This window comes from Blastomonas sp. UPD001, from assembly GCF_003426715.1.
Classification (GTDB): Bacteria; Pseudomonadota; Alphaproteobacteria; order Sphingomonadales; family Sphingomonadaceae; genus Blastomonas.
In genome coordinates, this window is record NZ_QKVT01000001.1 from 1,850,619 (window position 1) to 1,868,409 (window position 17,791).

General features: G+C 65.9%; 17 protein-coding genes. 7 read left to right on the top strand and 10 right to left on the bottom strand.

Annotated elements, in window-relative coordinates:
- From DM995_RS09380 to DM995_RS09395, 4 genes are all read left to right on the top strand, one after another.
- On the top strand, positions 1-694 hold a 694-nt coding region (locus DM995_RS09380; RefSeq protein ID WP_157973283.1), incomplete at its 5' end, for an SDR family NAD(P)-dependent oxidoreductase.
- Positions 685-1,239 carry a nuclear transport factor 2 family protein gene (locus DM995_RS09385; RefSeq protein ID WP_116969250.1) on the top strand — a complete coding sequence of 185 codons (555 nt, stop codon included), beginning with the start codon at positions 685-687 and terminating at the stop codon, positions 1,237-1,239. The genes DM995_RS09380 and DM995_RS09385, both read left to right, overlap by 10 nt.
- Positions 1,236-1,988: an SDR family oxidoreductase gene (locus DM995_RS09390; RefSeq protein WP_116969251.1), complete on the top strand. Its 753-nt coding sequence runs from the start codon at positions 1,236-1,238 to the stop codon at positions 1,986-1,988. Before DM995_RS09385 ends, DM995_RS09390 begins: the two co-directional genes overlap by 4 nt.
- 1 nt (position 1,989) lies before the next feature.
- On the top strand, positions 1,990-2,517 hold the full coding sequence (locus tag DM995_RS09395; RefSeq protein WP_157973150.1) for a nuclear transport factor 2 family protein: 528 nt from the start codon (positions 1,990-1,992) through the stop codon (positions 2,515-2,517).
- Positions 2,518-2,594: 77 nt separating this feature from the next.
- Here the strand turns inward: DM995_RS09395 and DM995_RS09400 are convergent, their stop codons facing one another.
- From DM995_RS09400 to DM995_RS09435, 8 genes are all read right to left on the bottom strand, one after another.
- Positions 2,595-4,904 carry a TonB-dependent receptor gene (locus tag DM995_RS09400; RefSeq protein ID WP_232824258.1) on the bottom strand — a complete coding sequence of 770 codons (2,310 nt, stop codon included), beginning with the start codon at positions 4,902-4,904 and terminating at the stop codon, positions 2,595-2,597.
- Positions 4,905-5,128: 224 nt separating this feature from the next.
- Positions 5,129-6,307, bottom strand: coding sequence for a 4-hydroxybenzoate 3-monooxygenase (gene pobA / locus DM995_RS09405; RefSeq protein WP_116969254.1), 1,179 nt, complete (start codon positions 6,305-6,307; stop codon positions 5,129-5,131).
- Positions 6,304-7,245 (bottom strand): Gfo/Idh/MocA family oxidoreductase, encoded by a 942-nt coding sequence (locus tag DM995_RS09410; protein WP_116969255.1) that lies wholly within the window; start codon positions 7,243-7,245, stop codon positions 6,304-6,306. Before DM995_RS09410 ends, pobA begins: the two co-directional genes overlap by 4 nt.
- A complete protein-coding gene (locus DM995_RS09415) occupies positions 7,242-8,084 on the bottom strand; it encodes a class III extradiol dioxygenase subunit beta (protein ID WP_116969256.1) in 843 nt (280 codons plus the stop codon). Before DM995_RS09415 ends, DM995_RS09410 begins: the two co-directional genes overlap by 4 nt.
- Positions 8,084-8,491, bottom strand: coding sequence for a protocatechuate 4,5-dioxygenase subunit alpha (gene ligA, locus DM995_RS09420; RefSeq protein WP_116969257.1), 408 nt, complete (start codon positions 8,489-8,491; stop codon positions 8,084-8,086). Before ligA ends, DM995_RS09415 begins: the two co-directional genes overlap by 1 nt.
- Positions 8,488-9,513 (bottom strand): amidohydrolase family protein, encoded by a 1,026-nt coding sequence (locus DM995_RS09425; RefSeq protein ID WP_116969258.1) that lies wholly within the window; start codon positions 9,511-9,513, stop codon positions 8,488-8,490. Before DM995_RS09425 ends, ligA begins: the two co-directional genes overlap by 4 nt.
- Positions 9,510-10,373, bottom strand: a complete 864-nt coding sequence (locus DM995_RS09430) for an NAD(P)-dependent oxidoreductase (protein WP_116969259.1) — start codon at positions 10,371-10,373, stop codon at positions 9,510-9,512. The genes DM995_RS09425 and DM995_RS09430 overlap by 4 nt, the downstream gene beginning before the upstream one ends.
- A gap of 54 nt (positions 10,374-10,427) precedes the next feature.
- Positions 10,428-11,633 carry a LysR family transcriptional regulator gene (locus DM995_RS09435; protein WP_116970401.1) on the bottom strand — a complete coding sequence of 402 codons (1,206 nt, stop codon included), beginning with the start codon at positions 11,631-11,633 and terminating at the stop codon, positions 10,428-10,430.
- Between the two features lie 97 nt (positions 11,634-11,730).
- Here DM995_RS09435 and ligK point away from each other — a divergent pair, with 97 nt between their 5' ends.
- From ligK to DM995_RS09450, 3 genes are all read left to right on the top strand, one after another.
- Positions 11,731-12,402, top strand: coding sequence for a 4-carboxy-4-hydroxy-2-oxoadipate aldolase/oxaloacetate decarboxylase (ligK, locus tag DM995_RS09440; protein WP_116969260.1), 672 nt, complete (start codon positions 11,731-11,733; stop codon positions 12,400-12,402).
- A gap of 147 nt (positions 12,403-12,549) precedes the next feature.
- A complete protein-coding gene (locus tag DM995_RS09445; RefSeq protein WP_286164942.1) occupies positions 12,550-13,599 on the top strand; it encodes a 4-oxalomesaconate tautomerase in 1,050 nt (349 codons plus the stop codon).
- Positions 13,596-14,483 (top strand): amidohydrolase family protein, encoded by an 888-nt coding sequence (locus DM995_RS09450; protein ID WP_116969261.1) that lies wholly within the window; start codon positions 13,596-13,598, stop codon positions 14,481-14,483. Before DM995_RS09445 ends, DM995_RS09450 begins: the two co-directional genes overlap by 4 nt.
- A gap of 7 nt (positions 14,484-14,490) precedes the next feature.
- Here DM995_RS09450 and DM995_RS09455 read toward each other — a convergent pair whose 3' ends face one another.
- Positions 14,491-15,459, bottom strand: coding sequence for an MBL fold metallo-hydrolase (locus DM995_RS09455; RefSeq protein WP_116969262.1), 969 nt, complete (start codon positions 15,457-15,459; stop codon positions 14,491-14,493).
- Complete coding sequence (locus DM995_RS09460) at positions 15,459-17,771, bottom strand: TonB-dependent receptor (RefSeq protein WP_023839637.1); 2,313 nt, start codon at positions 17,769-17,771, stop codon at positions 15,459-15,461. Before DM995_RS09460 ends, DM995_RS09455 begins: the two co-directional genes overlap by 1 nt.
- Positions 17,772-17,791: the final 20 nt, after the last annotated feature.

Below are 17,791 nucleotides of genomic sequence, written 5' to 3' on the forward strand. Positions count from 1 at the left end.
CGGCGCGGCGCAGGTGCTCGTCAAGGCCGCGCTCGAGGCGTTCGGGCGGATCGATGCCATCGTCTGTAACGCGGGGATCATCGGCCCGGCGGCCAAGCTGCCCGATCTGGACATGGCAGCACTCGGCGAGGTGCTGAACGCCAACTTCCTCGCGCAGGTCGCGCTCGCCCAGGCCGCGCTGCCGCATCTGTTGCAGAGCCCCGCCGGGCGGATGGTGTTCGTGTCATCTTCGGCCGGGCTGCACGGGGTGCGCGGGCGCATCCCCTATGCCGCGTCCAAGGGCGCCTTGAACGCGATGGCGCTGACGCTCGCCGATGAGCTCAAGCGCACGCCGATCAAGGTCAACGTGCTCTGCCCCTATGCCTCGACGCCGATGACATCGCAGGACGGGGTCGCGGGCGATCCGCGGCTCGACCCGGCCTATGCGGCAGGCATGGCCACCTATCTCGCCAGCGAGGCGTGCAGCGTCAACGGGCAGATATTCCTCGCCGGGGGCCGCCGCTATCGCCGCGCGCGCATGGTCGAGGGACGCGGCGCTTCCGCCCCCGATGACAGCAGCACCTGGGTCGCCGAGCATCTCGACCGGATCGCCGCGATGGACGGCGCACGCGAATTCACCGGCGCGGAAAGCGCCTTTGCCGACCTTTATGCAACCATAGACACAAGCCATACCGGAGGAAGAGGATGCGACTGACCGTGGAACAACTGCTCGACCGGCAGGAGATAGAGGACATATTGATCGGCTATGCGCGCGGCGCCGACCGCGCCGATGTCGACCTGATCCGCGCCGCCTATCATCCCGATGCAATCGAGGACCATGGCGGGGTCTATGTCGGACCCGCCGCCGATTATGTCGCGCTGATGGCGAAGATCCTGCCCACCGCGCCGCTGATGTCGCACCTGTGCACCAACATCTCGGTCGAGTTCGTCGAGGCCGATCTTGCCGTCACCGAATGCTATTTCCTCACCTTCTCGCGCCGCGAGGCCGAGAGCGGATCGTTCGACAGCCTGACCATGGCGCGCTGCGTCGACCGGTTCGAACGGCGCGAGGGCGCGTGGAAGATCGCGCACCGCCGCCTCGCCTGGGAGTGGAACCACGAGATGCCGATCAACGAGACCTGGGGACGCGGGATGATCATTCCCGACATGGGCAAGGCGGTGCGCGGCGCGAAAAAGCCCGACGACATTCTCTACGGCGCATGGGCTAGAGAGCGCAGCAAGGCGGAGGCCGCAGCATGAACATCGAGGGATGCACCGCCATCGTCACCGGGGCCAATCGCGGCATCGGCTTCGGCTTTGTCGAGGAACTGCTCGCTCAGGGAGCGGCCCGGGTCTATCTCGCCTCGCGCAAGCTCGCCGATGCCGAGGAGGCGGCGCGCAGCACGGGCGACATGCGCGTCGTGCCGATCCAGCTCGACGTCACCAAGCATGACAAGGTTGCCGCCGCTGCTGCGCGCTGCACCGATGTCGACCTGGTCGTCAACAATGCCGGGGCCTTTCACCGCCAGACGCTGCTCGAGGCTGAGGACATGAGCTTCGCGCGGAACGAGATGGACACCAACTATTTCGGCATGCTGGCGATGGTCCGCGCCTTTGCCCCGGTGCTCAAGGCCAATGGCGGCGGCGCGATCGTCAACGTGCTGTCGGCGGGCGGCATCTGCGCGGTGCCGAACATGGGCGGCTACAGCCCCAGCAAGTTCGCCGCGCGCGCCGCGAGCGACTGCCTGCGCGCCGAGCTCGAACCGCAGGGCACGCATGTCGCCGCGCTGATCGTCGGATCGGTCGACACGCGCATGGCCGAGCATGTCACCTGGCAGGCCAAGTCGAGCCCGCGCGATATCGGCAAGGCAGGGCTCATGGCCGCCGCGCGCAAGGTCGACGAGCTCGATACCGATCCGCATGCCGAATCCGTCCGCGCCTTCCTGGCGCGCGATCCGTACACGCTCAAGCGCGCGATGGCCAAGGCGCTGCACGACGGGAGGCGCTGACATGACATATGCCAACACGCTGGAGACGATGCTGGCGAAGCAGGACATTGCCGATTGCCTCGCCCGCTATGCGCGCGGGGTGGACCGGGCCGATGGCGAACTGCTGCACAGCTGCTATTTCGACGACAGCATCGAGGAACATGGCAGCACCTATTCGGGCCCGGCTCGCGCCTATATCGACGGCGCGATCGAACGCATGAAGGGCGGCGACGTGATGGGGCATTACTTGTGCAACCTGCATGTCGAGTTCGAGAGCGACAGCCTCGCCTATGCCGAATGCTATGTCCTCACCTTCGCGCGCTTTGCCAAGGCCGGCGAGAAATGGGACACGCTGACCGGCGGGCGCATCGTCGACCGGTTCGAGAAGCGCGATGGCGAATGGCGCATCGCGCACCGCAAGATCACGCTCGACTGGAACCGCGACATGCCGATGGCCGAGACCTGGTGCCTGGGCCTGTTCAAGCCCGAGGACCCGCGCATGCATATCGGCGAGAAGGGCAAGGGCGACTTGAGCTACAGCCGCTTCTGACGCCGCCGACCAAGGTCAAAGCAAAAGGGGCAGCCGGGTCGCACCGGCTGCCCCTTTCCTTGGTCCGGTCAGGCCGTTCAGAACTTGACCGAGACCTCTGCGCCGTATTGACGGGGGGCGCCCAGACGGCTGACTTCATCGCCGAAAAACGCGATGATGTTGGTGCGATAGAGCGTGTTGGTGAGGTTGCGGCCCCAGAGCGAGAAGGTGATGTCGCCATTGCCCGGGGTGAACGAGACGCGTCCGCCAAGCTGGCCATAGCCGTCTTCGCGCTGCAGATTGTCGGGCGCCCAGAACAGCCGCGCCTGGTGGCTGTAATTGACGTTGAAGCGCAGCGCATCCGACCAATCGCCGATATCGGTGACGAAATCCGCCGCGACATTCCACTGCGCCTTGGGCGTGCGCTGGAGGAAATTGCCCGAATTGTCGTTGCCGAGCGAGTCGATGAACGCGATGTACTTGGTGTCGAGCAGCGTGAGACCACCCGAGAGGGTCAATCCCGTCGCCACCGCCACGGTCGCTTCGGCCTCGATCCCCTGAATCTTCGCGTCGGCGGCATTGTCGGTGATGTTGCACAGGCACGCCGCAGAGGTCTGGGTGACCTGCAAGTTCTTGTACTTCATGTCGAACAGCGCGACGTTGAGCCGCAGGCGCCGATCGAACAGGTCGACCTTGCCGCCGATCTCGAAGCTGGTCACCGTTTCGGGGTCATAGCTCGACACGGCTGCGGCAGCATTGGCCGGATCGTCCTCGAAGCCGCCGCCCTTGTAGCCGGTCGAGAAGGTGCCGTAGAACAGCATGTCGTCATTGGGCTTGAACTCGATCGTCGCCTGCGGCGTGATCTCGCTCCAGCTGTCCGAATAGCGCGCGGTAAAGCTCTGGCCCTCGCGGAACGTGCCGGCGAGCGGGGTCAGCGCGACCTGATCGTTCGGGTTGAACTTGTCCCCGCCTTCGGTCGCGATACCCGTGACGGTGCCGCCCTTGCGGTCCTTCGAATAGCGCACGCCCGCGACGATGCGCAGCTGCGGCGAGAAGCGATAGCCGAGCTGGCCGAAGAACGCATAGCTCTCGTTGGTCGCGCGATTGTTCCAGCGGCTTTCGCCCGAAAGCGTGGTCAGCACGGTCAGCGGCACCTCGGCCCAGAAGCGGTCGATCTTGGTCACCTTGTCGTGCTGGTAATAGGCCCCGAAAATCCAGTCGAAGCCGCGATCGGACTGTTCCTCGGACACCACGCGCAGTTCCTGGCTGAACTGGCGAATGTCCTCGTCCTCGTTGACCGGGAAGGTGAACAGCGTCGGCGAGATCACGCCAAAGCCGTTATCCGGGCCGATGCCGGTCTGGTCATAGACGTTGAACGCCTCGCCCTTGCGATAGCCGGTGATCGACGACAATGTGCCGAAGCCGCCCAGCCCCTGATCCATGCGCAACGACAGCCCCCATGCCTCGCGGTTGAGTTGTTGCGGCGTGTCGGCGGTATCGCCCTTGTAGCGCGGCCATTCGGGCAGGCCCTCGCGCAGCTTGAGGGGACGGCCCCGGATCGTGCCGATGGCGGCGCGCGCCGCGCTCCATGGGCCGGATCCGGCCGCGGGGCCATCGATCGCGACCGAATGGAAGCCGTTCGAATCGTCCTTGGTGTAATCGAACACCAGCCGCGCGGTGAAATCGCTGTCTTCGGGCTCGACCATCAGCTGGCCGCGAAACTGGATGCTGTCGATATCGTCGAGGTCGACGTCGTGCAGCAGATCCTTGTTGAAGCCGTCGCGGTTGCGATACTGGAAGCTGAGGCGCCCCGTCAGCGGACCGCTGATCGTGCCGGTGATGTGCCCTCGCGCCAGCTTCTCGTTGTAATTGCCATAGGAGACGGCGAGCGACCCGCCGGTATCGGCCTCGGGCCGCGCGCTATAGATGCTGATCGCGCCGCCGACGACGTTGCGCCCCAGCAGCACGCCCTGCGGCCCGCGCACGACCTCGACCCGCTCGATATCGTACATGTCAAAATTGAACAGGCCCGAGCGGCCGACATAGACGTCATCGACGAAGATGCCGATCGACTGGTCCGCGGAAGGGCTGTCGAGCCGGGTGTTGGTGATGCCGCGAATGTTGAATTCCTGGTCGATCGGGGACAGCGCGGTGAAGCTGAGCGACGTCGCCTGCCCGGCCAGATCCTCAAAGCTCAGGATGCGCGCGGTCTCGATCGATTCCGCGCTGAATGCCGAGATTGCCGCCGAAGTGTCCTGCACGGTCGAATCGCGCCGCTGCGCGGTCACGACGATATCGGCAATCTGCGGACCCTGGCTGTCCTGCTCCGCCCCGACCTGCTCGCCTGCGTCCTGCGCTGCCGCGGGCGTGGCGACCGTCGCCATCAGCGCCAGGCCCAGGGCGGTCATCGAGATACGGTCGAATCGGCAACGCGCAACACGGTTGTGCTTTGGCATCAATCAGTTCCTCCCCTCATCGCCAGCGCTTTTCGCTGGTCACTTGCAATACTAAACCTATGATAAAGGTTCGTCAATGCAAGTTACTAGCGCCGATCGGGCGGCAGCACGAAAAAGCCCGGCCAGCGCGACGCTGACCGGGCAATTCCATGGCCTCGATGGGGAGGAAAATAGCGCTACACCGGCAGCCCGACATAATTCTCCGCGATCGCGGTCTGCATCGCCGGCGACCGCGACAGATAGTCCATCTCCGCCACCTGCATCTGCCGCTCGAACGCATTCTGATCAGGGAAGCTGTGCATCAGCTTGGTCAGCGACCAGCTGAACCGTTCCGACTTCCAGATGCGCGCCAGCGCGCGGTCGCGATAGCCGAGAAGCGCGGATTCGTCCTTGCGCCGGTAATGCGCGATGATCGCATCCGAGAGGTACAGCACGTCTGATGCGGCCAGGTTGAGCCCCTTGGCACCGGTCGGCGGCACGATATGCGCGGCATCGCCCGCCAGGAACAGGCGCCCGTAATGCATCGTCTCGAACACATAGGAGCGCAGCGGTGCGATCGACATTTCGAGCGCGGGGCCGCGCGTCACGCCATGCTGCGAGATGCCGTTGAAGCGCAGCTCCAGTTCGTCCCACAGCCGGTCCTCGGGCCAGTCCTCAAAGCGTTCGGTGAGCGGCACCTGGATGTAATAACGGCTGCGCGTCGGCGATCGCATCGAGGCGAGCGCGAAGCCGCGCGGGCCGTTGGCATAGATCAGCTCGTCATGGCACGGCGGCACATCGGCAAGGATGCCCAGCCAGCCGAACGGATATTCGTGCATGTATTCGCGCGCCAGATGCGCCGGGATCGCGCGGCGCGAGGGGCCGTGAAAGCCGTCGCAACCGGCGATGAAATCGCATTCCAGCGTCACCGGCACGCCATCCTTGGTGTAGGTCACCCTGGGATGCGCGCTGTCGACCCCGTGCAGCGCAAGATCGGCCGCCTCGAACACGATCTCGAGCTCGCGCTGCGGCGCGGCGACGATCAGGTCGCGGGTCAGTTCGGTCTGGCCATAGACCACGACGGTCTTGCCGGTCAGCGCCTTGATGTCGATCCGGACCATCTGGTCGCCATCGGCGAGGTTGAAACCGTCCTCGACCATCGCCTCGCGGTTCATCCGTTCGTCCAGCCCCAGCCGGTGCATCAGATCGGTGGTCACCGTCTCGAGAACGCCTGCCCTGATCCGGCTCTCGACATGCTCGCGGGTGGCGCGTTCGAGCAGCACGCAGTCGATGCCCTCGGCCTTGAGCAGATGGCCGAGCAGCAGCCCGGCGGGGCCCGAACCGATGATCGCGACCTGGGTGCGGCGCGCGGTCATGCCAGCAACTGCTGTTCGAGTTCGCCGAGCACGCGATAGCAATCGAGCACCTGTGCGACCGAGCTGTTGGGCTCGCGGCCTTCGCGGATGGCGGCGATGAATTCGCGATCCTGCAGTTCGATGCCGTTCATCGAGACATCGACCTTGCTGACGTCGATCGGCTCTTCCTTGCCGTTCACGAGGTCGTCATAGCGCGCGATATAGGTCGCGGTGTCGCCGATATAGCGGAAGAAGGTGCCGAGCGGGCCGTCATTGTTGAAGCTCAGCGACAAGGTGCAGATCGCGCCGGTCTCGCTCTTGAGCTGGATCGACATGTCCATCGCGATGCCGAGCTCGGGATGGTGCGGACCTTCGAGCACGTTCGCCTTGACGATGCGGCCTGCCTGATAGGCGAAAAGGTCCACCGTGTGCGCAGCATGGTGCCAGAGCAGATGGTCGGTCCAGCTGCGCGGCTCTCCTTTCGCGTTCATGTTCTTGCGGCGGAAGAAATAGGTCTGCACGTCCATCTGCTGGACGTTGAACTCGCCCGCCCTGATGCGGTTGTGGACGTACTGGTGGCTGGGGTTAAACCGCCGGGTATGGCCGACCATGCAGACAAGGCCGGTTTCTTGGCTCTTCGCCAGAACCGCCTGGCTGTCCGCCCAGCTGTCCGCCAGCGGAATCTCGACCTGAACGTGTTTGCCCGCGTTCATGCAGGCGATCGCCTGCTCGGCGTGCATCTGGGTCGGCGTGCAGAGGATCACTGCATCGACATCGTCGCGCGCCAGCGCCTCGTCGAGCTCGGTCGTCGCATGCTTGGCGCCATATTTCTGCGCGACGGCTTCGGCCTGTTCAAGGCGGCGGCTGACGATCGAGACGATCTCCACCCCGTCGATCAGCTTGAGGCCGTCGAGATGCTTCTCACCAAAGGCGCCGGCGCCTGCCAGGGCTATTCTCATGCGTTGGGCTCCAATACGATATGGCCAATGGCCGTGTTGCTGCAGGGCACGTGATAATGGCGGTGCAGGGTCTTCACCCGCGGGCCGAGGGCGCCGCGCATGATCAGCCACATCACCATCTCGATGCCCTCCGATCCGGTTTCGCGCAGATATTCGATATGCGGGATGTGGCGCACGGCATCATTGTCCGCCTCGAGCAGGTCGAGGAAGCGGTTGTCCCATTCGGGGTTGATCAGGCCGGCGCGCGCGCCCTGAAGCTGGTGGCTCATCCCGCCGGTGCCCCAGATCTGCACGTTGAGGTCTTCGGGGAAGCTTTCGACCGCGCGCGCGATCGCCTCGCCCAGCGCCCAGCAGCGATTGCCCGATGGCGGCGGATAGGTGACGACATTGACCGCGAGCGGAATGACCGTGGTCGGCCATTGCTCGCACGCACCGAACATCATGCTCAGCGGCACGGTGAGGCCGTGGTCGACATCCATCTCGTTGATGATGGTCATGTCGAATTCGTCGAGGACCAGGCTCTGCGCGATATGCCAGGCCAGATCGGGATGGCCGATGACATCGGGCACCTTGCGCGGACCCCAGCCCTCGTCCGCCGGCGCATAGCGCTCGCCGCAGCCGATCGCGAAGGTCGGAATGATCTTCATGTCGAAGGCGGACGCGTGGTCGTTATAGACCAGGATCACGACATCGGGCTTTTCCCGCTTTTCCCATTCGCGGGTCCAGTCATAGCCTGCGAAGATCGGGCCGAAATAATCGTCGCGCTCCTTGCCCTGGTCATGCGCCACGCCCAGCAGCGGCACATGGCTGCTGCCCACACCTGCGGTAATCCGGGCCATCAGCGCCCCTCCCTGATCGAACGCACGCCTTCGGGCGAGCGGCCGCCTTCGAGCATCATCTGGCGATATTCGGGCCAGCTCATGTCGGTCATCGTGCTGACCGCCTCGGCAAAGGCGATGCCGTCGGTCGAGAACAGCTTGGACAGGAAATAGATGTTCCCGCCCATGTCGAGCAGCGCGTTGTAATCGCGCGCCAGGACCGCCAGCTTGGCCTCCTCGCTGATCGCCCAGTCGTCGAGATAGGCGCGCTCGTCGGCCTTGAAGCGCTCGCGATTCTCGGCCTTCATCAGGCTCATCGCGAACTGGTTGAGGTGATAGCCCTGCCGCGCGCGCTTGGCCGTGAACACGCGCGTGCCGGGAATGTCCTCGAACTCGGCGAGATAGGCGTGGATGTCGGTATGGCTCACAGTCCGCGCTCCTTCAGTCTGGCATCGAGCCTGGGGAAGACGCGGCGGGCATTGCCCTCGAAGATCATGTGCCGCTCGGCCTCACTGATATCGAGCGCGTCGACATAGCGCTTGGTGTCGTCGAAATAATGCCCGGTGGTGGGGTCGATGCCGCGCACCGCGCCGACCATCTCGCTGCCGAACAGGATGTTCTTGTTGTCGATCACGTCAGCCAGCAGATCGATGCCCGGCTGATGATAGACGCAGGTGTCGAAGAAGATGTTGTTCATCAGATGCGTGTCGAGCGCGGGCTTTTTCAGCATGTCGGCCAGCCCCCGATAGCGCCCCCAGTGATAGGGCACCGCGCCGCCGCCATGCGGGATGATGAAGCGCAGGGTCGGGAAATCGGCGAACAGGTCGCCTTCGAGCAGCTGCATGAAGGCGATGGTGTCCGCCGCGATATAATAGCCGCCGGTGGCGTGCATCGCCGGGTTGCAGCTGCCCGAGACGTGGATCATCGCCGGGACGTCGAGTTCGACCATCTTCTCGTAGAACGGGTACCAGTAGCGGTCGGTCAACGGCGGATGCTGGAAATGGCCGCCGCCCGGATCGGGGTTGAGGTTGCAGCCGATGAAACCGAGTTCGGTGACGCAGCGTTCGAGCTCCTCGATCGAGCCGGCCATGTCCGCCTTGGGGCTCTGCGGCAGCATGCACACGCCGACAAAGGTTTCGGGGAACAGGCCGACTACGCGCGCGATCAGGTCGTTGCAGCGCCGCGCCCATTCGCGCGCCACCGCCTCGTCGCCGACATGCGGGGCCATGGCCGAGGCGCGCGGCGAGAAGATCGTCAGGTCCGCACCGCGCTCCTTGATCAGGCGCAGCTGGTTCGCCTCGATCGTCTCGCGGATCTCGTCGTCGGAAATCTCGGGATAGGGCGGACAGACCGTCCCCGCCTTGAACGCGGCCTTCTGCTCCTCGCGCCAGGCGTCATGCGCCTTGGGCAGGACCGTGTAATGGCCGTGGCAGTCGATGATCAGGGTCATGCGGTTCTCTTGAATTGAGGAATTTCGAGGGCGGCGAGCTTGGCGGTCAGGCCATCGGGTGGCGAAATACGCAGCGCGCCGATATCGCGCTGGCGCTGGATCGTGCCGCGCGTCATGACGGGATCGACGCCAAGGTCCGCCAGCGTCGCGGCAACCTCTTCCATCTCGGCAGCACGACGCAAGCCGTGCGCCATCATCCGGTCGAGATTGTAATCAAACCGCTCCGCCCAGCCTTGCGGCTTCCAGCTGGCATCGAGCGAGGCGGTGACGGCATCGAGCACGCCGGCCTGGGCCGCCGCGAGCGCGCATTCGGCCGACAGCGCTTCCAGACCCTTGACCATCACCGAGCGGATCATCTTGATCGCGCTTGCTTGGCCGATCGCGTCTCCGGCGATGGAGACATGCGCAAAACCCAGTGCCTGTAGCGCCTCGGCAGCGTCGGCGGCATGCGGGCCGGAGACCAGCAGCGGCACGTTGCGACGCTGCGGCAGCACCGGGGCCATCACCGCGACATCGGCATAGCGGCCGCCTGCCGCCTCGATCACCGTCGCGGCCTCGGCCTTGCTCGCAGGCGCGACGCTGTTCATGTCGAGCCAGAGCGTGCCGGGTCGCAGCATCGGCGCATAGGCGCCCGCCGCGACCACTGCCTGATCCGCGGTGACCAGGCACAGCACGACCTCGGCCTCGGACAGCGCGGTGGCGGCGTCTTCCTCGCCATGCACCCCCGTATCGGCATAGGCGGCGAGCATCGCGCCGCGCTCTGCGAGCATGTCGGTCTTGCGATCGAAGGCGCGCGCGCCGGGCCAGGCAAAGGCCCTGCCCGCTTCGCCAAAGCCGATAAAGGTCGCGTTGAACGTCATGCCAGCGGCCTAGGCGATGGCGCATGCCCGCCACCAATCCAATTGCACCGCCCCTTATTGGTTTTCGTGAAGTCTTGTTTCGTGCGATGCCAGATGGATCAGGTCGATCAGCCGCTGCTGCGCCTGGGTCGGCCGCCAGCCGCGCCGCGTGGTGAGGCCGATGGTGCGCACGCTGCCGGGCAGGTCGACATCGATCCGCACCAGCATCTCCGCATCGAGCTCGACCGAGATCTGGTCGGGCGACAGCAGCGTGAGCAGATCGCTCTGCATGATCAGGCCGCGGATCACCATCACCGACCCGCATTCGACCGGCACCGGCGGCGGATCCCCTGCAAACAGCGCTTGCCAGTGCGCGCGCAAGGGGGTGCCTTGCGGCCCGACCACCCAGGACTGCGCCTGCAGTTCGGCGAGCTCGACGCGCCGCCCGGCGAGCGGATGGCCCTTGCGCGCGAACACGGACAGCCGGTCGGTGAACAAGGGCACCTGCTCGACATCGGACGGGGGCGTGTCGCGGAGCGCGCCGACCATCACATCGATCACCCCGTCGAGCAGCGGATCGATCAGCTCGCGCCACGAGCCCTCGATCACATCGACCACCGTGCCGGGGCAATCATCGAGAAAATGCGCGATCGCGCGCGGCACCACCAAGGCGCGGCTGAGCGGCATTGCGCCGATGGCGATGCGAGTCGCCGGATGCGCCTCGCCCAAAGCCTCGGCGATTCCCGCGGCAAGCTCGCCCGAGGCGAGGCGCACGCCGCGCGCCATCGCCCGGCCTGCCGGGGTCAGCGCCATGCCGCGTCCGCGCCGCTCGGCGAGCACCTGCCCGCTGATCTGCTCGAGCTCGCGCACCGCCCGGTGGATGCCCGGTTGCGACAGGCCGCTCGCCAGCGCCGCCCCGGCAAAGCCCTGGGCATCCGCAAAATGCAGGAACGCCTGGAGCTGGGTCGCGGTCATCAGTTGCTCGGGGCGCGAAAAGCCGCGCGTTCCGGCGCGACCCTGCCGTCGTACCGCAGCAGCCAGATGCCCGAACGCCCGCTCGACGCGCTCGGCGAGCGCCTCGCCCGCCAGCGTCGGCTCGACCCCGCCCGAATGCCGGTCGAACAGCAGCACGCCCAGCTGGCGCTCGAGCTTGGCCATGCCCTGAGTCAGCGCCGGTTGCGACAGCCCCGCCGCCTCGGCCGCGCGGTTGAGGCTGCGCAGCGCAACCACGCTGACCAGCGCGCGCAGATGCCGCAGGTTGAGATCGAAGGGGCGAATCATGCGCGCCATAGATAGCAAAAACTTATTACCCGTCCACAATCTGGATTGGCATGAGGCAGGCGCACGGGGCCACGGCACGGATACAAGGAGCATTGCCATGGGAATTGTCGTCCAGAATATCGAACGCACCGATCTTGCGGTGGTGGATGGGCTTGCGAGCGCAGGCGTCGCGACCGTGCACGAGGCGCAGGGCCGGATCGGCCTGCTGGCGCACCATATGCGTCCGATCTATTCCGGCGCGCGGATCGCGGGCAATGCCGTCACCATCTCGGCCCCTCCCGGCGACAACTGGATGATCCATGTCGCGATCGAGCAGCTGCAGCCCGGCGACATCCTGGTGCTCGCGCCGACCAGCCCGTGCGTCGACGGCTATTTCGGTGACCTGCTCGCGACCAGCGCGATGGCGCGCGGCTGCCGGGGGCTGGTGATCGATGCCGGCGTGCGCGACGTGCGCGACCTGACGCAGATGGGCTTTCCGGTCTGGTCCAAGGCGGTGTTCGCGCAAGGCACGGTCAAGAACACCTTGGGCAGCGTCAACGTGCCGATCGTCTGCGCGGGCGCGGCGATCGATCCGGGCGATGTGATCGTCGCCGATGACGATGGCGTGTGCGTGGTCAAGCGCGCCGATGCCGCAGCCGTGCTGGAAAAGGCGCAGGCGCGCGAGGCTGCCGAAGAGGCCAAGCGCCAGCGGCTGGCGGCGGGCGAACTGGGGCTCGACATCTACAACATGCGGCCGCGTCTCGAAGAGATGGGCCTGAAATATGTGTGACGCCGCTTGTCGATCCCTCTCCCTCCGGGAGAGGGAAGGGGCTCGCGCGGTGCAGCCGCGTGGGAAGGGTGAGGGCGACATGCGCTGCATCACCCTCACCCTTCCGGCGCTTTGCGCCTCCCTCCCTCTCCCGATGGGAGAGGGAATGTGAAGGCCCGCTGCATGTGGATGCGCGGGGGCACGTCCAAGGGGGGCTATTTCCTCAAGGACGATCTGCCCGCCGACACGGCGGAGCGTGATGCGTTTCTGCTGCGCGTGATGGGATCGCCCGACCCGCGCCAGATCGACGGCATGGGCGGCGCGGACCCGCTGACCAGCAAGGTCGCTTTGGTGGGCAAATCCGATCGGCCAGGCGTCGATGTCGATTACCTGTTCCTGCAGGTGTTCGTTGATCAGGCGATTGTCACCGACGCGCAGAATTGCGGGAATATCCTCGCAGGCATCGGCCCGTTCGCGATCGAGCGCGGGCTGGTCGATCCGACCGGCGATGTCACCCGCGTCGCCATCTTCATGGAGAATACCGGCCAGGTGGCGGTGGCGAGCGTCGCCACGCCCGGCGGCACGGTCACTTATGCAGGCGATGCCGCGATCAGCGGCGTGCCCGGCACAGCCGCGCCCATCCCGCTCGCCTTTCGCGATACCGCAGGCTCCTCCTGCGGTGCGCTGCTGCCCACCGGCCATGGCGTCGACGAGATCGATGGCGTCGCGGTGACGATGATCGACAACGGCATGCCCTGCGTCGTCATCGCGGCCGAGGACATGGGCATCAGCGGCTATGAGGACCGCGACACGCTCGATGCCGATGCTACGATGAAGGCCAAGGTCGAGGCGATCCGACTGAAAGCCGGGCCGCTGATGAACCTGGGCGATGTATCGGCCAAGTCGGTGCCCAAGATGATGCTGGTCGCCGCTCCGCGCGAGGGCGGCGCGATCGCGGTGCGCTCGCTGATCCCGCACCGCGTCCATGCCTCGATCGGCGTGCTCGGCGCGGTCAGCGTCGCCACCGCCTGCCTGATCGAGGGCTCGCCCGCGGCCAAGGTCGCGGCGGTCCCCGATGGCCGCACCAAGACGCTGGGCGTCGAGCACCCGACCGGCGTCACCGAATGCGTCGTCACCGTGGACGAGAACGGTCAGCCGGTCGAGGCGAGCATGCTGCGCACCGCGCGCAAGCTGATGGATGGAGAGGTTTTCGCATGAGCACCACCGACGCCGATGGCCGGATCCGCAGCTGGAACCTTGCGCCGAGCAAGCCGCGCTTCACCCCGCCGCCCGGCGCGGTCGATGCGCATTGCCATGTCTTCGGCCCGCAGGCGGAGTTCCCGTTCAGCCCCAAGGCCAAGTACCTGCCGCAGGACGCCGGACCCGATGCGCTGTTCGCGCTGCGCGACCATCTGGGCTTTGCGCGCAACGTCATCGTCCAGGCGAGCTGCCACGGCACCGACAACAGCGCGACATTGAACGGCATCGCCCGGTCGAACGGGCTCGCGCGCGGCGTCGCGGTGGTCGATCCCGCAATCTCGGATGCAGAACTCGATGCGCTGCACGCGGGCGGGATTCGCGGGGTGCGGTTCAACTTCCTCAAGCGGCTGGTCGATGACGCGCCCAAGGACAAGTTCCTCGATGTCGCGCGGCGGATCGAGCGGCTCGGCTGGCATGTCGTGGTCTATTTCGAGGCGGACATTCTGGAAGAGCTTCAGCCGTTCCTCGCCGCTATCCCGGTGCCGATTGTCATCGACCATATGGGCCGCCCCGATGTCACCCAGGGGCCCGACGGCGCGGACATGACCGCGTTCCGCCGCCTGCTCGACAGCCGCGACGACATCTGGACCAAGGTCACCTGCGCCGACAGGCTCGATGCCGCCGGCCCGCCTTATGCCGATTTCGTCCGCGCGGTGCGTCCGCTGGTCGAAGCCTATCCCGACCGCGTGCTCTGGGGCACCGACTGGCCGCACCCGAACATGGAAAAGGTGCTGCCCGATGACGGGCATCTGGTCGACACGATCCCCGAAATCGCGCCCACGGCCGAGTTGCAGCACAAGCTGCTCGTCGCCAATCCGATGCGGCTTTACTGGGCGGATTGAGGCCGGGTCAGAACCGGTCGAGATCGTTCGCGAGCGTCACAGGTCCGGTAAAGCGCGCCTTGATCTCGGCGATATAACCCTTGGTACGCTCCGGGTCGGGCGTGCCTGCGGCAAAGTGCGTGATCACCAGTGCCTTCACCCCCGCGCTTGACGCCAGCTGCCCCACGGCATCGGGCGTCAGATGGTGCGTGGAGAGGTGCTGTTCGAGCTGCTGCTTCGCCTGGGGCGGCATGTCGGGCGAATTGCGCGCGACATTGGCCATCGTCCCACCCATGTCGATCATCTCGCTGACCAGCAGGTCGGCGCCTTTGGCGAGCTTCTCCACCGCCGCGCTGGGTCCGGTATCGCCGGTATAGACGATCGAGCGCGCGCCCAGATCGAAACGGAAGCTCAATGACTTGTAGTTGCGATCGTCGATACTGCCCGGCGCGAAATCATAATGCGAATTCTGCGCGGCGGTGACGGTAAAGCCATCGACCGTCAGCCGCTCGCCATCGGCCAGCTCGATCACGCGCACCGTATCGGCAGGCGGAGCCCAGGGCTGGCCGGGAATCCCGTAGCCGACGCGCGCGGCGGGCTGCATCGAGGCGACCATGCCGGCAACCAGTTCGCGCGTGCCGGGCGGCCCATAGACGGTGATCGGATCGCGCTGGTTGGTCTGGTTGCGCAGCGCCAGCACCGCAGAGAGACCGCCGGTATGGTCGGCGTGCAGATGGCTCAGAAACACCGCGCGCACCCTTGGCAACAGGATACCGGTACGCGCGAGCTGCTGGACGGTGCCGTCGCCGCAATCGACCAGATAGACCTTGCCCTGATGCACCAGCGCATTGGCGGGCTGCGACCGGTCCGGCGAGGGAACCGGCCCGCCCATCGTGCCCAGCGTGATGAAACCATCGGCCGCTGGAGCGGGCTGGGCCGCGACCGGTACCGCGGCCAGAAGAACCGCCAGTACCGGCGCGACTGCCCAGCCGCGCATCAGAAATTGAACCCGAGGCGCACACCATAGGTCCGCGGCGGGCGCAGCGTGCCGACCGGGAAGTCGAGGATCGGACGGGTGCCCGCGCGCGCCAGCACTTCCTCGTCGGTGATGTTGTTGATGAACGCGGTGATGTTCCATCCACCGCGATCTTCCAGCGTCACATAGGCGTCGGCCATCGCAAAGCTGCCCTGGCGTTCTTCCGGACGATAGTTCGAATTCAGGAAGCGGCTGCTTTCGATATTGCCGCGCGCGCCGAAGATCAGGTTGAGATCGCCGGTCAGTTCGAACGTGCGCTCATAGCCCAGGTTCAGCGCCCATTTCGGCGAGTTGACCGTCGGGCGGCCCGAACAGTCGATATCGAAGAAGCGCGCGGTGTTGACGCCCGGATTGGCGAGACGGCTGCCCAAAGTGGTGCATCCCGTCGTCACCGGCGCGCCGGTGGGCGAGAAGTTGGCAGTGGTGAGCCGGTTGTACTTGCCGTTGAGATACTGGACGTTGAGGCTGAACAGGTCGTTGCGGCTCGGCGCGAACCGCGCCTCCAGCTCGGCACCATAGATGCGCGACTTGCCCGCGTTGACCGTGGTCGAGCCCTGCGCGAAAATGCCGCCTGCGGTGCGCACGCCGCCCACGAAGGTGATCTGCTGGTCCTTGTAGTCCCAGTAGAAGGCCTCGATGTTCAGCTGCAGCTTGTTGTCGAAGAAGCGGTTCTTGGCGCCGACGGTGAACGCGGTGAGGTTTTCCGGCGCGAAGGTGTTGTTCGGCGGCTGCGCGACGAAGAACCCGCCCGACTTGAAGCCGGTCGCCGCATTGGCATAGATGAGCGACTGCGGACCGGCGTCCCATTCGAGACCCGCCTTCCACGTGAATTTCTCGAACGAGAGGTCGCCGGTGAACGGCGCGCTGAGCGGCGGGTTGATCGGGCCGGGCAGACCGCCCGAGGCGACCGAAGTCAGCTGCTTTTTGTCTTCCTTGGTGTATCGGCCACCGGCGACGAGGCGCAGCGTATCGGTGATGTCGAAGGTCAGCTGACCGAAGGCGGCGACGCTCTCGGTGCTCAGCCGCGGGGTGAAGCGCGTGGTCGAGATATTGCCCTGGCGGAAGAAATTCTCCGTCTCCTGGTTCTCGCCGAAATAGAACAGGCCCAGCACGTAGCGGAGCCGCTGATCCTCGTTCGAGGCGAGACGGACTTCGAGCGAGCTCTGCTCGGCGAGATCGCGGATCGTGCCGGCAAAGCCCGGCAGATAGGTGAGCAGGTTGACGTCCGAGCGGCGATAGGCCGGGATGAAGGTCAGCGTGCCGAAGCCCATGTCGCCGACGATCGTGGCGCTGACGCCGATGAACTCGTTATCGAGGAACCCGTCGGTACCCGGCAGCGCGACGCAGCCGCTGTTGACGAAATTGCCCTGCCCACCGCAGAACGGCGGCGCGAAGATGCCCGATGCCAGGCGACGGATCGCAGCGCGGGCGACGGGATCGGAGATGCTGACCCGGTCTTCCAGCGGCGGCACGGCATAGCGCGCCTCGGGCAGCAGCACCGCGCCCGCGCCCTTGCCGTGCTGGTTGTAATAATCCGCGACCAGCGTCATCGACCAGCGATCCGAAGGCTCGATCAGCAGCGACGCACGGAAGGCCTCGCCCCGGTCGTCGTCATAGCCGTCCGAGATATAGCCATCGCGATCGACGACCTGGCCCGCGAGGCGCAGCGCCACGGTCTCGCCGATCGGAATGTTCAGCGCCACGACGGACTTGCGGCTGTCGTAATTGCCGATCTCGAAAAAGCCCTCGCCGCTGAACGTGCCCAGCACCGGCTTTTTCGGGATCACGTTGATCGCGCCGCCGGTGGCATTGCGCCCATAGAGCGTGCCCTGCGGCCCCTTGACCACCTCGACGCGTTCCAGATCGTAGAACACGCCGGCAGGCGCGGTCGGGCGGCCGACATAGATGCCGTTGAAGTTGAACGCGACCGCGTTCTCGGCGAACGAGTTCTGCGAATTGGTGCCGACGCCGCGCAGGAAGAAGCTGGTGGTGCCGCCGGTCGGCTGGACGACCAGCGAGGGGACCAGACGGCCGAGATTGGCGGTTTCGGTGATCCCGGCATTGACCAGATCCTCGCCGCCCACCGCGGTCACGGCGACGGCAGCGCGCTGCAGGCTTTCCTCGCGGCGCTGCGCGGTCACGACGATTTCGCCCAGACCCTGGTCTTCGGTCGCTTCGGTCTGATCGGAAGGGTTGGCATCCTGTGCAAAGGCGGTGGCGGGAACGCTCAGAGCCGCGAGCACGGACGTAGCAAGCAGAAATGCCTTCATCATGTATCTCCCCATATGTGCGC

Bases quoted from the DNA above. Each gene is read 5' to 3' on its own strand.
- DM995_RS09385 (WP_116969250.1), top strand. From the start codon at position 685: ATGCGACTGACCGTGGAACAACTGCTCGACCGGCAGGAGATAGAGGAC.
- DM995_RS09390 (WP_116969251.1), top strand. From the start codon at position 1,236: ATGAACATCGAGGGATGCACCGCCATCGTCACCGGGGCCAATCGCGGC.
- DM995_RS09395 (WP_157973150.1), top strand. From the start codon at position 1,990: ATGACATATGCCAACACGCTGGAGACGATGCTGGCGAAGCAGGACATT.
- DM995_RS09400 (WP_232824258.1), bottom strand. From the start codon at position 4,904: ATGACCGCCCTGGGCCTGGCGCTGATGGCGACGGTCGCCACGCCCGCG.
- pobA (WP_116969254.1), bottom strand. From the start codon at position 6,307: ATGACCGCGCGCCGCACCCAGGTCGCGATCATCGGTTCGGGCCCCGCC.
- DM995_RS09410 (WP_116969255.1), bottom strand. From the start codon at position 7,245: ATGAGAATAGCCCTGGCAGGCGCCGGCGCCTTTGGTGAGAAGCATCTC.
- DM995_RS09415 (WP_116969256.1), bottom strand. From the start codon at position 8,084: ATGGCCCGGATTACCGCAGGTGTGGGCAGCAGCCATGTGCCGCTGCTG.
- DM995_RS09425 (WP_116969258.1), bottom strand. From the start codon at position 9,513: ATGACCCTGATCATCGACTGCCACGGCCATTACACGGTCCTGCCCAAG.
- DM995_RS09430 (WP_116969259.1), bottom strand. From the start codon at position 10,373: ATGACGTTCAACGCGACCTTTATCGGCTTTGGCGAAGCGGGCAGGGCC.
- DM995_RS09435 (WP_116970401.1), bottom strand. From the start codon at position 11,633: ATGATTCGCCCCTTCGATCTCAACCTGCGGCATCTGCGCGCGCTGGTC.
- ligK (WP_116969260.1), top strand. From the start codon at position 11,731: ATGGGAATTGTCGTCCAGAATATCGAACGCACCGATCTTGCGGTGGTG.
- DM995_RS09450 (WP_116969261.1), top strand. From the start codon at position 13,596: ATGAGCACCACCGACGCCGATGGCCGGATCCGCAGCTGGAACCTTGCG.
- DM995_RS09455 (WP_116969262.1), bottom strand. From the start codon at position 15,459: ATGCGCGGCTGGGCAGTCGCGCCGGTACTGGCGGTTCTTCTGGCCGCG.
- DM995_RS09460 (WP_023839637.1), bottom strand. From the start codon at position 17,771: ATGATGAAGGCATTTCTGCTTGCTACGTCCGTGCTCGCGGCTCTGAGC.